Source organism: Micromonospora sp. M71_S20 (genome assembly GCF_003664255.1).
Lineage (GTDB): Bacteria > Actinomycetota > Actinomycetes > Mycobacteriales > Micromonosporaceae > Micromonospora.
This window is the reverse complement of record NZ_RCCV01000002.1, coordinates 307,188-322,005: the sequence shown is the minus strand read 5'-3', so window position 1 is coordinate 322,005 and position 14,818 is coordinate 307,188. Positions and strand designations below refer to the sequence as shown.

Below are 14,818 nucleotides of genomic sequence, written 5' to 3'. Positions count from 1 at the left end.
CACGGAGATCGAACCGGACGCAAACCTCTTGATCACCGCGCCCGGGGACGGGGGAGGGAGGTGGGGGTGGGGGTGGGGAGCGCGGTCAGCGAAGGCGGCGGATGTCGCCGTGGGCGCGGTAGAAGCCGCCCCGGCCGGACTCGCGGACCTGGGTGACCAGGTAGCGCGCGCCCGGCTCGCGGATGCCCTTGGGGAACTGCACGGACCAGTCCCGGTGGTAGCCGGGGGAGACCACGTGCACCCGCAGCCGGCCCCGGTCCTCGACGCACTGCACGACCACGCCGCCGTCGACGTCGCTGGTCACCTCGACCGTCGTCCAGGCCGCCGGCTCCGGCATCCGGGGCGGAGCCTTGACGTCGACCACCTCCGGCACGTCGCCGGCCTCCGCCGCCCGGATCGCCGGCTCGCTGGCGTCGATGCAGGCCAGGTGGCCACCGGTGGTGACCACGTAGAGCCGATCCTCGTGGTACTGCATCGAGTAGGCCGAGCCGCAGCCGGTGCCGAGCTTCCACAGCCGGTTGCCGGCCGCGTCGAAGCAGTAGATCGAGGACTGGCTGTCCCCGGCGAAGACGTACCGGCCGCCCTCGGCCGTGGCGCAGGAGAAGACCGGGGCGTCGCAGCGGTAGGTGCGCTCGGCGCGGCCGTCCTTCGCCAGGCGCACCACCTCCCGGGTGGCGGTGCCCGCGAACACCGCGCCGGGCTCCTGCCAGCCGAAGAGCACCGAGCCGGTACGGGTGTGCCACAGCTCCTGGCCGGTCCGCCAGTCGTAGCCGGTCACGCCCTGCGAGTGGCCGTGGTAGAGCGCGTCGGCGTCGCAGCGCACCATCCACGCCGACCGGCCGCGGCCCTGCCGGCGCCAGAGGAACTCGTCCTCGTGGTCGACGGCGACGATGCCGCCACCGGCGTCGGAGACGCCCAGCACCCCGTCGTGGATGTCCAGCCAGTAGATGTCGATCTCCGGCGCGATCTCGTAGGCCACCCGGGGCACCTTGCCGGACAGGTCGTAGACGTTGCCGTCGTCGCAGCCCGCGTAGATCCAGGCGTCGTCGGCGACGATGCACTTCACCCCCTCGGGGAGGCGGACCTGGTTGAGCACCCGGGCGTCGTGGCCGAGCGTGGTGATGACCCCGTGCTCGTTGCCGACCATGCAGCTCTGCCCGTCGACGAAGATGCCGAAGGCCGGGGCGCCCGAGTCGTAGCGCCAGAGCACCGGGGCGGTGCGGGCGGTGGAGCGGGTGCTGACGATCTGCCGCCGGGAGACGGCGCGCTTCTGCCGCACGCCGCGCACCGCCGGGGCGTACCCCTTGCGGACCTTCTCGCCGATCTTCTTCGCCGCCGCCGCGCGGGCCTTGGCGTTGTCGGCGAAGGCCGTGGTCTTGACCTGGCCCTGGTCGCCGATCCGGCCGTAGCGGACGGTCAGCGCGGAGTCGTCGACGACGACCTCGTAGAACTTGTGCGCACCGTCCGCTTCGGACAGTTCGAGGTAGGTCGTCTCCTGCGACATGGGGGCCCTCCGAGGGGGTCAGCGACCGGCCTGACGTGGCCGGCGCGGCGGCAGCGGGCACACGCTAACCCCCGCCCCCGACAAAGCCCACCGGAGGTGTGCGGCCGTCACCCGACCAGGTCGGCGCCGCGGTAAGGGCTACCGGCCGACGGCGGCCAGGGCGTCGACGGCCTTGCGGGCGGCGATCAGCACCGGGTCCCAGACCGGGGCGTACGGCGGGGCGTAGCCCAGGTCGAGCGCGGTCATGTCGTCCACCGTCATGCCGTTCCACAGGGCCACCGCGAGGGTGTCGATCCGCTTGGCCGCCTCGGACCAGCCCACGATCTGCGCACCGAGCAGCCGCCCGCTGGGCTTCTCCGCGATCAGCTTCACCGTCATCTGCCGGGCGCCCGGGTAGTAGCCGGCGCGGTTGGTCGACTCGGCGATCACCGAGACGAACTCGAACCCCGCCGCCGCGGCGTCCTTCTCGCGCAGCCCGGTGCGCCCGACCTCCAGCTCGCAGACCTTGGTGACGGCCGTGCCGATCACCCCGGCGAATGTCGCGTACCCGCCGCCGATGTTGATGCCGGCGACCCGGCCCTGCTTGTTGGCGTGGGTGCCCAGCGGCACGTGCACCGGCAGCCCGGTGACCCGGTGCACCGTCTCCACGCAGTCGCCGGCGGCCCAGACGTCCGGCACCCCCTGCACCCGCATCCGGCGGTCCACCCGGATCCCGCCGGTGGTGCCCAGCGGCAGGCCGGCGGCCTCCGCGAGCGCGGTGTTGGGGCGTACGCCAAGGCCGAGGACGACCACGTCGGCGGGGATGGGCCCCTCGGCGGTGACCACCGCGGACACCCGGCCATCGGTCTCCTCCAGCCCGGTCACCCCGAGGCCGGTGCGGATGGTGACGCCGATGCCCCGCATCGCGTCCGTGACCAGCTCGGCCATGTCCGGGTCCACGGTGGCCATCGGCTGCTCGGCCTGCTCGACCAGGGTGACGGCGAGCCCGCGCTGGATCAGCGCCTCGGCCATCTCCACGCCGATGTAACCGCCGCCGATCACCACCGCCCGGCGCGGCCGGGGCTCGGCGTCCAGCCAGTCGCGCAGCGCGGCGCCGTCGTCGAGGGTCTGCATCCCGAAGACCCCGCCGGCGGCGGTGTCCGCCCAGCCGGGCTTCTTGGGCACCGCCCCGGTGGCGTACATCAGGGTGTCGAAGCGCTCCCGGACCTCGCCGCCGCCGTCGAGGTCCCGCGCGGTGACCTCGCGCCGGTCGAGGTCGATGGCGGTCACCTCGTGCCGGAGCCGGACGTCGATGTCGAACTTCTCCCGGAACGTCTCCGGGTCGCGGGCGATCAACTGGTCCCGCTCGGGCACCAGCCCGCTGATCCAGTACGGGATGCCGCACGCCGAGTACGACGTGAAGTGCCCCCGCTCGAAGGCGACGATCTCCAGGTCGCCGCGGTCCCGCCGGCGTCGAGCCTGGGACGCCGCCGCCATCCCCGCGGCGTCCCCACCGATGACGATCAGCCGTTGCGCCACGGTCACCATCCTGTCACGACCGGCTCGCGCCACGGGTCTGCCGCGCGACGTCCTCCACCACGTCCACGAGCTTGCCGGTACGCGCGAAGACGGCGCGCTGCCGGGCCGCCCCGCTGCCGTGCCGGCGCAGCCCGGCGACGAGGTCGGTCACCTCGTCGAGGTCGCCGTGCCGTTCCAGCGCCGGGCGCAGCCGCTCGATCAGCTGGTCGAACAGCTCCCAAACCGGCCGCAGTTCGCCGTCGGTCAGGTCGACGCCGTCGCCCTCCAACCCGTCGTGGGCCGCCCGCCAGTGCGCGGCGACCAGCAGGTGGTGATCGGTGCGCAGGGCGGGCCGACCGGCCGCCATGTCGTCCATCGCGGTCGCCACCATGGCCCGGACCAGCGCGGCGACGAGCACCGCGTCGTCCACCGACGGGCAGACGTCGCCGATGCGGATCTCCACCGTCGGGTACTTGGCCGACAGGCGGGCGTACCAGTAGAGCATCCCCTCGTCGAGCATCACGCCGCTGGCGATCAGCTGCCGGATCAGCCGCTCGTAGTGCTCGTGCGACTCCAGGTACGGGGTGGGCGCCACCGACGGCCAGCGCTCCCACTCCACCGACCGCCAGCTCGCGTACCCGGTGTCCTCGCCCCTGGCGAAGGGGGAGTTGGTGGTGACCGCTTGCAGCACCGGCAGCCAGGGCCGGACGTGGTTGAGCACCTGCACGCCGGTCTCCGGGTCGGGCACCCCGACGTGCACGTGCATGCCGTTGTTGCCGGGGCCGGGGACCAGCAGGCGGAACCGTTCGATCATCCGGTCGAAGCGGGGCTTGTCGACCACCGGGGGCACCGGACCGTCGACCGGCCCGGTGCCGATGGCGAGCAGCCGTACGCCGGCCCGCTCGGCCGCGTCGGCGAGCGCGGCCCGCAGCACGCCGAGGGAGTGCCGGATCGAGGAGAGTTCCAGGCCGGGCGGGCTGCCGATCTCGATCTGGCTGGTCTGGAACTCCCGCTCCACCTGACCGCGCAGCTCGGGCGGCACCTGCTCCATGACGAGGTCGACAGCGGGCACCGCGGCCCCCGTGTGCGGGTCGACGAGCAGGAACTCCTCCTCGACACCCACCGTGAGCAGGTCGGTCCCCTCGGCCGACCCGCTCGGAGCCTCCGCCACCTGGCCGGTCATCGCCACCACCGTCCGTTCACGCCCGGTAGCGGTCCGTCCGCGCCGGGTCGGTCAGTGGTTACCCACCGTGCGGAGGGGGAGAAACGCGGCCCCGGCGTGTCGCCCGTCGCGCACCGGCAGGGGGGATCACGCCGCGCGGGACCCGCAGGTCACCGCGGCCCGCGGTTCTCGCCGTCCCGCACCAGGGCGCGGATGCGGCGCAGCGTGGCGTCCGGGGCGAGGATGGCCTCCCGCCACCGCTCCAGCGTCCGGCGCAGGTCCCAGACCGTGGCCCGCAGCTGCCGTTCCTGCTCGCGGGCCGAGTCGAGCTGCGCCCGGGCGAGCAGCGCGGCCTCCTCCAGCTCGGCGACCCGGGTGCGCAGCGGCTGCACCAGCGTGAGGGCGGCGTCGGTGAGGGTGTCGGCGGCGTCCGCCTTGAACTTGCCCCGCTGCACGATGACGGTGGCGATGACGGCGAGACCGCCGGTGCCCCCGAGCACGCCGAGGACGGAGAGCAGGACCTGCACCCAATGCGGGGCGGACGGTGCCGAGGTGTTCACGTCCCACCCCTGGCGGAGAAGGTGCCACCGACGGCCACCCCGGCGAGCTGGGCGGCCTGGCCGGCCCGGGTGAGCCGGCGCAGGTCGAGCGCGATCTGGACGGCACGCCACCCGGAGCCGGCGGCCACCGCGACGACGAACGACGTCGCCGCGACCCCCTGCGGGCCGGTGACCACCGCCAGGGCGACGGCGTACATGCCGGTGATCGTGCCCAGCATGAGCACCGACGCGAGTTCGATCCCGAGGCCGGTGGAGAGCCGGCCCGGCCAGAGCACGCCCAGCAGCCCGGCGACGCCGGCCACGATGAGGCCCGACTCCCACCCCGCCTGGATGGGCCCCGGCATCGCCACCTCCACCGACTGCGGCCGGACGTCGAGGACGATCAGGAGGACCCCGCACACCGGGGCGGTCGCCATGATGGCGATCTCGAAGGGCTGGTGCCTGGAGCGGATTCGGTTGTGGGGCACGGCGGCTCCTTACGATGGCCCGCCACTCGTCGAGGCGGCCCGTCGGCCGGGGCGGGCGCCCGGTGCCGACGGTGTACCGGGAGGGGCCCGCTCCCATCGCCCGGGTCGGCGCGGCATGCCCGACGACGCGGAGGCACACCGGCGACCGAAGAGGACGACACACCGACGTTGGCTGTCGACGCACCAAGTCGTACCACCTCCGCCGCGCCTCCGTCCACCCCGGACCTGTCGTATAAGCGCAGGTCAGGGCGGGTGCGGCGGGCTTGTCGCGCGAATGGGCCGGATGGCGTGACAACGGGTCCTAGGCTGGTCGGCGTGCCGGGGCCGCTGGGGATCGTGCTGGGGACGTGGGCGTACGCCCTCGTACACCTGATCCTGCTCGCCGACCGCCCGGCCGGGCTGCTCGCCGGGGCCGCGCTCGCCGCGGTGGCGCTGCTCGCCGTCGCGGTCGCGGCGCACGCGGCCGGCGTCGTCGACGCGCCCCGGGCCGGCCGCGCCGCCGCCCTGCGCGCGCGGGCCCGCCGCCGCCGGGTGCCCCGGCAGGTCGACCCGGACGCCGCCGGGCGTCCCCGTCCCCGTGCGCCCGGGCCGCGACCCTCGGCCGCGTAGCACCGCCGCGCGGCCGATTCCGCCGCCATCCGCCCGTCCGGCGACCGCCTTCCCGCCGGACCGGCACCCGGAATCGGACCGAGGGGTCACCCATGCTCGCCTTCGCACCTCTGCACGACGCCGTCGGCGTCGCCGGCCGCGCGCTCGCCTGGTTCACCACCCTGCTCGAACCGCTGGCCGGCGACGCGGCCACGGCCGCCGCCATCGTCGTCCTCACCGTCGTCGTCCGGTTGCTGATCTCGCCGCTGACCCTCGCGCAGGTCCGTGGCGAGCGGCGCCGCGTGGCGCTCGCCCCCGAGGTCCGCGAGCTCCAGCGGCGGTACGCGGACGATCCCGGCCGGTTGCAGGGCGAACTGTTCGCGCTCTACCGGGCCAACGGCGCCAGCCCGGTGTCCGGCTGCCTGCCGCTGCTGCTCCAGGCCCCGTTCCTGCTGGTGATGTACCGGCTCTTCACCACCGCCGAGGGCGGCACGGGGCTGTTGACCGAGCGCCTGGCCGGTGTGCCGCTGGGGCACCATCTCGGCGACGGGGCGGTCGGCGGCGCGTTGCCGCTGTTCGGCGCCCTGCTGGCGGCCCTGCTCGCGCTCGCCTGGTGGACGTCGCGGCGGATGCGTCGCGCGGCGGCGGCGAGCGGAACGGTGGCCGGTACGCCGACCGAGGGGCCCGGCGCGGCGGTGCTCGGCCGGCTGCTGCCGCTGCTGCCGTACACGACGGTGCTGGTGGCGCTGGTGCTGCCGCTGGCCGCGGTGATCTACCTGGTCACCACCACCGCCTGGTCGGCGGGGGAGCAGGCGGTGCTGCGCCGCCCGCGGCCCGAACCGGCTCGCATCGATGGGCGTTGACATCTGCGGAAGCGGCACGTACAACTCGTGAGAGAGCGCTCTCTCGACCGTCCCCGTAGAGAGGCACGTCAATGACACCTGCCCCGGCGGCGCCCGCCGCCCCGCCCCCGCGACGCCGGCTGACCCTGGCGTTGACCCTCCTCACCGCCGCCGCGACCGCACTGGTCGGCACGACCGTGACCGCGAACGCCGCCGTCCCGGCGCCCGCGCCCGGCTGGAGCCTGGTGTGGAGCGACGACTTCACCGGCGCGGCCGGCACGCTGCCGTCCGCCGGCAACTGGATCATCGACACCGGCACCAGCTATCCCGGCGGCCCGCCGAACTGGGGCACCGGGGAGATCCAGACGTACACCAACAGCACCGCCAACGTCAGTCACGACGGAGGCGGCAACCTGCGGATCACCCCGCTGCGCGACGCCTCGGGCCGCTGGACCTCGGCCCGGATCGAGACCGTACGCAGCAACTTCAAGCCCCCGTCCGGCGGCGTGCTGGCCATCGAGGGTCGCATCCAGATGCCCAACGTCACCGGGGCCCAGGCGTCCGGCTACTGGCCGGCGTTCTGGGCGCTCGGCTCGCCGTACCGGGGCAACTACCAGAACTGGCCGGGCATCGGCGAGTTCGACGTGATGGAGAACGTCAACGGCCTCAACTCGGTCTGGGGCGTGCTGCACTGCGGCGTGGCCCCGGGCGGGCCGTGCGACGAGTTCAACGGCATCGGCGCGTCCCGGGCCTGCCCCGGCAGCACCTGCCAGTCGGCCTTCCACACCTACCGGTTCGAGTGGGACGCCTCGGCCAGCCCGCAGCAGCTGCGCTGGTACGTCGACGGCCAGCTCTACCACTCCGTCAGCCAGTCCCGGGTCGGCGAGCCGTACTGGTCCCAGATGACCAGCCACGCCGGCTACTTCCTGCTGCTCAACGTGGCGATGGGCGGGGCCTTCCCGAACGGGGTGGCCGGTGGCGCCACGCCGACCGCCGCCACCGTCCCCGGCCGGCCGATGCTGGTCGACTACGTGGCGGTCTACAGCCGGGGCGGCGGCAGCACGCCTCCGCCCACGACCCCGCCGCCGACGACCCCGCCGCCCGGCGGGGTGCGGGACGCGTACGCGACGATCCAGGCGGAGTCGTTCAACGCGCAGAACGGGGTGCTCGTCGAGGCGTGCGCCGAGGGCGGGCAGAACATCGGCGCGCTGCGCGACGGCGACTGGGTGCGGTTCGACAACGTCGAGTTCGGGGCCACCCCGCCACGCGACTTCGTCGCCCGCGTCGCCTCCGGCGCGGCGGGCGGGGCCAGCGGGCTGGTGGAGGTGCGGCTGGACAGCCCGACCGGCCCGCCGATCGGCAGCTTCGCGATCGGGAACACCGGCGGCTGGCAGAGCTGGCGCTCGGTTCCCGGCAACGTCGCCGGCCCGACCGGCCGCCGGACGGTCTACCTGACCTTCAGCAGCGGGCAGCCCGCGGACTTCGTCAACGTCAACTGGTTCACCTTCCGCCGCTGAGCCCTGAGCCCTCTTCGGGCTCCGGGTCCCGTGGAGCCCCCGGCCTCGCCGGGGGCTCCCGCCGGCCCGCCCTGGACAGAAACAGTTAACACTCCTAATAATGGGCGTCAATGTCGATGCCGATGGATGGCGTCCGGGTGTGGAGGGTGTCGTGAAACGATCCAGATCTCTGGTGTTCTCGCTGGTCACAGCTGTCGTGGCGGCACTCGGCGCGGTGTGGGTGGCGATGCCCGCGTTCGCCGCCGGGGTGACCGCCAGCTTCGTCAAGACGTCCGACTGGGGCTCGGGCTGGGAGGGGAAGTACACGATCACGAACGGTGGCGGATCCACCGTCGACGGCTGGACCGTCGCCTTCGACCTGCCGGCCGGCACCACCCTCGGCAGCTACTGGGACGCGCTGCTGACCTCGTCGGGCCAGCGGCACACCTTCACCAACCGGTCCTGGAACGGCCGCCTCGCCCCGGGCGCCTCGGTCTCGTTCGGCTTCCTCGGCTCCGGGCCGGGCGCGCCCACCAACTGCCAGCTCAACGGCACGGCGTGCGGCGGCGGCGCCAACCCCACCACCGCGCCGCCCACCACCGCACCCCCGACGACCGCACCCCCCACCACGCCGCCCCCGACCACGCCGCCGCCGACGAGCCCGCCGCCGAACACCGGCCTGCCGAAGCACATCCTCACCGGGTACTGGCACAACTTCGACAACCCGGCGGTCGAGCTGCGGCTGCGCGACGTCCCGGCCGAGTACGACGTCGTCGCGGTCGCCTTCGCCGAGGCCACCGCCACCCCCGGCCAGGTCACCTTCGCCATCGACCCCGGCCTGTCGACCGCGCTCGGCGGCTACACCGACGCGGACTTCTCCGCCGACGTGCGCACCCTCCAGTCCCGGGGCAAGAAGGTGATCATCTCGGTCGGCGGCGAGACGGGCCGGGTCGCGGTCAACGACGCCGCCTCCGCCGCCGCGTTCAGCGACAGCGTCCACGCGCTGATCCAGCGGTACGGCTTCGACGGCGTCGACATCGACCTGGAGAACGGACTCAACCCGACCTACATGGCCCAGGCGCTGCGCTCGCTGCGGGCCAAGGTGGGCTCCGGGCTGATCATCGCGATGGCCCCGCAGACGATCGACATGCAGTCCCCGCAGAGCAGCTACTTCAAGCTGGCGCTCGACATCAAGGACATCCTCACCGTCGTGAACACCCAGTTCTACAACTCCGGGGCGATGCTCGGCTGCGACCGCAACGCCGCGTACGCCCAGGGGACGGTGAACTTCATCGTCGCGCTGGCCTGCATCCAACTGGAGGCCGGGCTCCGCCCGGACCAGGTCGGTCTCGGCCTGCCGGCCGGTCCCGGCGCGGCCGGCGGCGGCATCGTCGCGCCCAGCGTGGTGAACGCGGCGCTGGACTGCCTGGCCCGCGGCACCAACTGCGGCAGCTTCCGCCCGCCGCGCACCTACCCGGGCATCCGCGGCGCGATGACCTGGTCGGTCAACTGGGACGTGAGCAACGGCAACACCTTCGCCCGCACGGTTGCCCCCCACCTCGACACCCTCCCCTGACCCACGAGACCAGGGTCGATCATGCAGTTGTGGTGGTCCGCAGAAGCCGCGTACGCGGTCGAAACCGGCACCACAACTGCATGATCGACGGGATGGGTGGTGGGGAGGGGGAGTCAGGGGGTGGCGTCGGCGTGGGCGCGGCGGCGACGGGTCTTCTTGATCACCCACCAGGCGATCATCACGACGAAGACGGCGATGATGCCGTAGTCGAACCACTTGCTGTACTGCTCGATCTGCTGCCAGCGGGAGCCGAGCGCGTATCCCAGGCCGACGAAGAGCGCGTTCCAGATGCCGCTGCCCAGCGTGGTGAACGCGATGAACTCCGGCAGCGGCATCCGGTTGGCCCCGGCGGGAATGGAGATCAGGCTGCGTACCACCGGCATCATCCGGCCGAAGAGCACCGCCCACCGGCCGTGCCGCTCGAACCAGCGGTCGGCCTTCTCCAGGTCGTCGAGGTCGACCAGGGGCAGCCGGTCGAGCCAGCGCTTGAGCCGGTCCTCGCCGGCAGCCGCGCCCAGCCAGTAGAGGACGAGCGCCCCGCCCAGGGAACCGGCGGTGGCGGCGAGCCCCACCAGCACGACGTTGAACCGTCCCTCGCTGGCCAGGTAGCCGGCCATCGCCAGGACGATCTCGCTCGGGATGGGCGGGATGATGCTCTCCAGGGCGACCAGCAGGGCCACCCCGACGGCGCCGGCGGCGTCGATCACCCCCGCCACCCATCCGGTCAGGCCGCCGAGTTCGGTCGGGTCGACGTTCTCGGCGAGTGCCATCGCGATCCTTTCGGCCGGGTCCGGATCAGATTTCTCTACCCCTTGCCCCGGCCGCCACACCTGCCCGTGAGTCGGGCCACCCGGTTCAGCCCTCCGGGTGCAGCGCCGCGTCGGCGGGCCCCCGCCGCCAGCCGGTGAACCGGACCCGCAGGCCCGCCCGGGTGGGGGAGCAGCAGTACGGCCCGGCCGCCGCCACCGCCTCCTGGGCCAGCGGGGCGAGCCGGACCAGCCGCCACGGCTCGTCGTCGGACCGGGCCCGTACGGTGAGCGCGTCCCGGTCGCGGCTGACCCGGACGGTCACCTCCCGCCCGGCCCACATCGGCACGGGGGCTACCGACCAGTCGGAGACCTCCCGGGTCACCACAGCACCGACCTGCGGCTGGCCGTCGCTGACCTCCACCCCGGCCTTGACCCAGTTCCGCTCGTCCACCCGCACCAGCACGCCGGCCTGGTCGAACTGCTCGCCGTAGTCGAGGACGAAGGCCACCTCCACCGCCTCGCCGACGGGCAGCGGCGCGAGCAGCGCCGGGGCGTCGTCGTGGACGAAGCCGTAGGACGTGTGCCGCCACAGGTCGCTGCCCTCGGCCGGCTGCACCAGCAGCTCGCCCGCCGGCCCGGTCTCGGCCCGCACCGGCTCGTTGCACCACTCACCCTCGGCCCAGTCGACCGGCCGCTCCGCGTCACCCATGCCGGCGACCGTACCGCCGTGGCCCGCCCGGATGCCGGCACGGGCCCGGTCGCGTCGGGTGGCTGCCGGCCGGGATGACCGTCCGGTGTCGCGTGGCGGTGCCGTCAGCCGGCGTCACACACGTCCCGCAGGTGCTGGGCGTCGCGGTCCGTCCTGGCCTGCACCACCTCGTAGTCGCTCGCGACCATGCCGGACAGGATGAAGCGCAGCTCGGAGAAGTCCTGCGACAGGGCCACCGTGGCCTGGTGGACGCCGCTCTCGGCCTGGAGGCTCGCGCCCATCATGCCCTGGTACGCGGTCGTGGCGGCGGCCTGCCGGCTCTGCCTGGTCGAACCCGCGGTCCGGTAGAACCGGTCGACGACGGCGAGCGCCTCCTCACAGCCGGCCGGTTGCAGCGGCACCAGCGACGGCAGTGGACCCGGGGCGGGCGGCCGCGGCGTTCTGGTGACGGGGTGGTCCTTCGTGGCGTCCGCCGTGGGCGTCATCGTCTGCACCGGCGGGGTCCGGTCGGGCCTGGCCTGGGCGGGCGTGGTCGGGTCGGGCCCTGCTGACGGCCCCGCTCCGGCTCCCGGGACCGGCGGCGGCGCGGAGGGCTCCCGTGGCAGCACGTACGTGAGCAGGGTGAGCACGGTGGCCACCACACCGGCGATCGCGCCCACCGCGGCCCAGTCCGGGCTACGCGACGCGGAGCCGGCTCCGGACGGGCTGCGCCCAGATCGTTGACTGCTGATGTCTCCAATGTAGCGGCGGGCCGGTCCGTGGGCGGTCCCCGTTCTCCGCCGAGGGCTCGCAATACGCTGCCGGCCGATGCCACCACCCCTGCGCGCACCGCCGTCCGGTCAACACCTGACGGCCCCGGCCCGAACGTCTTCGCCGCCACAGCACGGGCGCGGGGAGGACGCCGGCGACTGCCTCGTCTATCTTGTCTCCCCAGTTGTATCGATGCCAATGAGATCGCGAGGCCTGGCGTGGGCAAGGAGACAGCGGGTAGGCGGCTGCGGGCGCTGACGGTGGCCGCGGCGGTCCTGTGCGGACTTGCGCTCGTGCCGGCGCAGCCGGCGGCCGCGCAGACCGGGGCCATGATCCAGCCGGTGGGCGGGCGGGTCACGGGGGTGTTGTCAAACAGGTGCGGGACCACCGACAGCGACCACTACGGGGTGGACGTCGCGGGCAACGCCGGGATGGCGATCGGGGCCGCCTATCCGGGCACGGTCGCGTTCGCCGGTTGGACCTCCGGCGGGGGCAACTCGGTGACGCTCTCGCACGCCGGCGGCTACCAGACCCGCTACCTGCACATGGTGCAGCCGGCCTCGGTCGCGCCCGGGCAGCAGGTCGGGCAGGGGCAGGTGCTCGGGTACGTCGGCAGCACCGGCAACTCGACCGGCCCGCACCTGCACTTCGAGATCCGCCGCAACGGCGCGGTCCACAACATCGCCCCGGCGTACGCCTGCGGCGCCACGGTGACCAAGGGCGCGCCGATCAACCTTCCGTTCCCGGACCTGACGCCGGCCGGGGCCGCTCCCGACCGGTTCGCGTTCGTGAATTCGGCGGGGGTGTTGTACGCGAAGGATGGCGCGTACTCGTCGTGGCAGGCGGTGAACTCGGGTGGGGCGACGAGGGTGGTGCTCTCCGGTAACCGGATCGGTTGGGTGCAGGGCGGCAACTTCTACGCCAAGGACGGCATCCAGGGCGGTTGGCTCACCATGGCCGAGGGCGGGCAGGTCAGCGACGTCGCGGTGGGCGGCGACGACTGGTTCGCGTTCATCGGCGGCGGGAACTTCTTCGCCAAACAGGGCGTCCACGCCGGGTGGCTGACGATGGCCGGCGGCGGGCAGGTCGGCGACGTCGACATCGCCACCTGACGGGCCGCGCCCGCCGGCCGGGCGGTGCGGGCGAGGTCGTGCCCGTACCGCCCGGCCGTCGCGCTGTCGGCCCACCTGCCGGGCCACCCAGGAACTCGGAGCGCCGGGCCCGGGGTTTGCGGGAAGCCGGGATCGGAGACATTAGCCAGGCATGGCTGACAGGTGGTACTCGGAGGCGGTCGTCTACTGCCTCGACATCGACACGTACGCGGACTCCGACGGCGACGGGGTCGGTGACATCCGGGGGCTCATCGGCCGGCTGGACTACCTGGCCCGGCTGGGCGTGACCTGCCTCTGGCTGCACCCCATCCACCCGTCACCCAACCGGGACGACGGCTACGACGCGACGGACTTCTACAACATCGACCCGCGCTTCGGCACCCTCGGCGACTTCGCGGAGCTGCTGCACCAGGCGCAGAACCGCGGCATCCGGGTGATCATCGACCTGGTCGTGAACCACACCTCGAACGAGCACCCGTGGTTCCAGTCCGCCCGCTCCTCGCCCGACTCGCCGTACCGGGACTGGTACGTCTGGTCCGACCACGAGCCGGCCGACCGGCACCAGGGCATGGTCTTCCCCGGCGAGCAGCACGAGACGTGGAGCTACGACCGCACCGCCAAGGCCTGGTACTACCACCGCTTCTACAAGTTCCAGCCGGACCTGAACTTCACGAACCCGGCGGTCCGCGAGGAGATCAAGAAGATCGTCTCGTTCTGGCTCCAGCTCGGCGTCTCCGGCTTCCGGATGGACGCGGTGCCGTTCATCATCGAGCTGACCGAGCCGGGCAACCCGAACTCGCCGAAGGACTTCGAGTTCCTCACCGAGCTGCGCCAGCACGTGCAGTGGCGCCGGGGCGACGCCGTCCTGCTCGCCGAGGCCAACGTCGAGCCCGACCAGCTGCCGACCTTCTTCGCCGACAGCGGCGGCTCGGGCAACCGCCTGCACATGCTCTTCGACTTCATGCTCAACGGGCGGCTGATGCTGGCCCTGGCCCGGCAGGACCCGGAGCCGATCATCGAGGCGCTGCGGGACACCCCGGCGCTGCCCGAGGGCGGGCAGTGGGCCACCTTCCTGCGCAACCACGACGAGATCGACCTTTCCCGGCTCACCGCCGAGCAGCGCAACCAGGTGTACGCGGAGTTCGGCCCCGACGAGAACATGCGCATCTACGACCGGGGCATCCGCCGCCGGCTCGCCCCGATGCTCGGCAACGACCGCCGCCGCATCGAGCTGGCGTACGCGTTGCAGTTCTCGCTGCGCGGCACGCCGGTGCTGCGCTACGGCGAGGAGATCGGCATGGGGGAGGACCTGTCGCTGCCCGGCCGGGAGGCGATCCGCACCCCGATGCAGTGGTCGTTCCAGCCGAACGCCGGATTCTCCACCGCCGACCCGGAGAAGCTCGTCCGCCCGGTGATCGACAAGGGCGACTACTCGTACGAGAAGGTCAACGTGACCGCCCAGCGCAGCGACCAGAAGTCGCTGCTCGCCTGGTTCGAGCGGATGATCCGTACGCTCCGCGAGGCCCCCGAGGTGGGCTCGGGCTCGACCACCCACATCGACGTGGCGATGCCGCCGGGCGTGCTGGCGCACCGGGCCGACGGGCGGACCGGCACGATGGTCTTCGTGCACAACCTCGGCACCACCGACGCCGAGGTGGATCTCAGCCTGGTGGAGCCGGAGGCGGACCTGCCCATCGACGTCCTCGCCGACCGCAACTACGGCGAGGTCGGCAAGCTGGACCGCCTGAAGGTCGCCGGCTACGGCTACCGGTGGATCCGCCTCTGCCGGGGTCGCGGCCTCTGACC

At 73.3% G+C, this 14,818-nt stretch carries 14 protein-coding genes; 6 read left to right on the top strand and 8 right to left on the bottom strand.

Annotation, left to right across the window (positions count from 1 at the left end; translation table 11 throughout):
- Positions 1–85: 85 nt before the first annotated feature.
- The 5 genes from DER29_RS22335 to DER29_RS22315 form a co-directional block, all read right to left on the bottom strand.
- Entirely contained in the window at positions 86–1,504 is a 1,419-nt protein-coding gene (locus DER29_RS22335; protein ID WP_121399643.1) for a WGR domain-containing protein, read from the bottom strand.
- A 138-nt stretch (positions 1,505–1,642) separates the two neighbouring features.
- Positions 1,643–3,022: an FAD-dependent oxidoreductase gene (locus DER29_RS22330; RefSeq protein ID WP_121400115.1), complete on the bottom strand. Its 1,380-nt coding sequence runs from the start codon at positions 3,020–3,022 to the stop codon at positions 1,643–1,645.
- A 13-nt stretch (positions 3,023–3,035) separates the two neighbouring features.
- Positions 3,036–4,184 carry a glutamate--cysteine ligase gene (locus DER29_RS22325; RefSeq protein ID WP_199729502.1) on the bottom strand — a complete coding sequence of 383 codons (1,149 nt, stop codon included), beginning with the start codon at positions 4,182–4,184 and terminating at the stop codon, positions 3,036–3,038.
- A 149-nt stretch (positions 4,185–4,333) separates the two neighbouring features.
- On the bottom strand, positions 4,334–4,681 hold the full coding sequence (locus DER29_RS22320; protein WP_199729534.1) for a hypothetical protein: 348 nt from the start codon (positions 4,679–4,681) through the stop codon (positions 4,334–4,336).
- A gap of 38 nt (positions 4,682–4,719) precedes the next feature.
- On the bottom strand, positions 4,720–5,190 hold the full coding sequence (locus DER29_RS22315) for a hypothetical protein (RefSeq protein WP_233600102.1): 471 nt from the start codon (positions 5,188–5,190) through the stop codon (positions 4,720–4,722).
- A gap of 315 nt (positions 5,191–5,505) precedes the next feature.
- On the opposite strand from DER29_RS22315, the gene DER29_RS22310 reads away from it, so the two are divergent.
- The 4 genes from DER29_RS22310 to DER29_RS22295 all read left to right on the top strand — a co-directional run bounded on the left by DER29_RS22310 (position 5,506) and on the right by DER29_RS22295 (position 9,692).
- Positions 5,506–5,799, top strand: coding sequence for a DUF6412 domain-containing protein (locus DER29_RS22310; protein WP_121399640.1), 294 nt, complete (start codon positions 5,506–5,508; stop codon positions 5,797–5,799).
- 92 nt (positions 5,800–5,891) lie between these two features.
- A complete protein-coding gene (locus DER29_RS22305) occupies positions 5,892–6,641 on the top strand; it encodes a membrane protein insertase YidC (protein WP_121399639.1) in 750 nt (249 codons plus the stop codon).
- A gap of 71 nt (positions 6,642–6,712) precedes the next feature.
- Positions 6,713–8,137, top strand: a complete 1,425-nt coding sequence (locus DER29_RS22300; protein WP_121399638.1) for a carbohydrate-binding protein — start codon at positions 6,713–6,715, stop codon at positions 8,135–8,137.
- Between the two features lie 151 nt (positions 8,138–8,288).
- Positions 8,289–9,692 carry a chitinase gene (locus DER29_RS22295; RefSeq protein ID WP_121400114.1) on the top strand — a complete coding sequence of 468 codons (1,404 nt, stop codon included), beginning with the start codon at positions 8,289–8,291 and terminating at the stop codon, positions 9,690–9,692.
- Positions 9,693–9,805: 113 nt separating this feature from the next.
- Here the strand turns inward: DER29_RS22295 and DER29_RS22290 are convergent, their stop codons facing one another.
- The 3 genes from DER29_RS22290 to DER29_RS22280 form a co-directional block, all read right to left on the bottom strand.
- Positions 9,806–10,462 carry a DedA family protein gene (locus DER29_RS22290; RefSeq protein WP_121399637.1) on the bottom strand — a complete coding sequence of 219 codons (657 nt, stop codon included), beginning with the start codon at positions 10,460–10,462 and terminating at the stop codon, positions 9,806–9,808.
- 85 nt (positions 10,463–10,547) lie between these two features.
- On the bottom strand, positions 10,548–11,150 hold the full coding sequence (locus tag DER29_RS22285) for a DUF1349 domain-containing protein (protein ID WP_121399636.1): 603 nt from the start codon (positions 11,148–11,150) through the stop codon (positions 10,548–10,550).
- Positions 11,151–11,254: 104 nt separating this feature from the next.
- The gene (locus DER29_RS22280; RefSeq protein WP_121399635.1) at positions 11,255–11,809 is read right to left on the bottom strand and encodes a hypothetical protein; all 555 of its coding nucleotides are present in this window, start codon (positions 11,807–11,809) and stop codon (positions 11,255–11,257) included.
- A gap of 309 nt (positions 11,810–12,118) precedes the next feature.
- Here DER29_RS22280 and DER29_RS22275 point away from each other — a divergent pair, with 309 nt between their 5' ends.
- Both DER29_RS22275 and DER29_RS22270 read left to right on the top strand, forming a co-directional pair.
- Positions 12,119–13,012 (top strand): M23 family metallopeptidase, encoded by an 894-nt coding sequence (locus tag DER29_RS22275; protein WP_148710101.1) that lies wholly within the window; start codon positions 12,119–12,121, stop codon positions 13,010–13,012.
- A 151-nt stretch (positions 13,013–13,163) separates the two neighbouring features.
- The gene (locus DER29_RS22270; protein WP_121399633.1) at positions 13,164–14,816 is read left to right on the top strand and encodes an alpha-amylase family protein; all 1,653 of its coding nucleotides are present in this window, start codon (positions 13,164–13,166) and stop codon (positions 14,814–14,816) included.
- Positions 14,817–14,818: the final 2 nt, after the last annotated feature.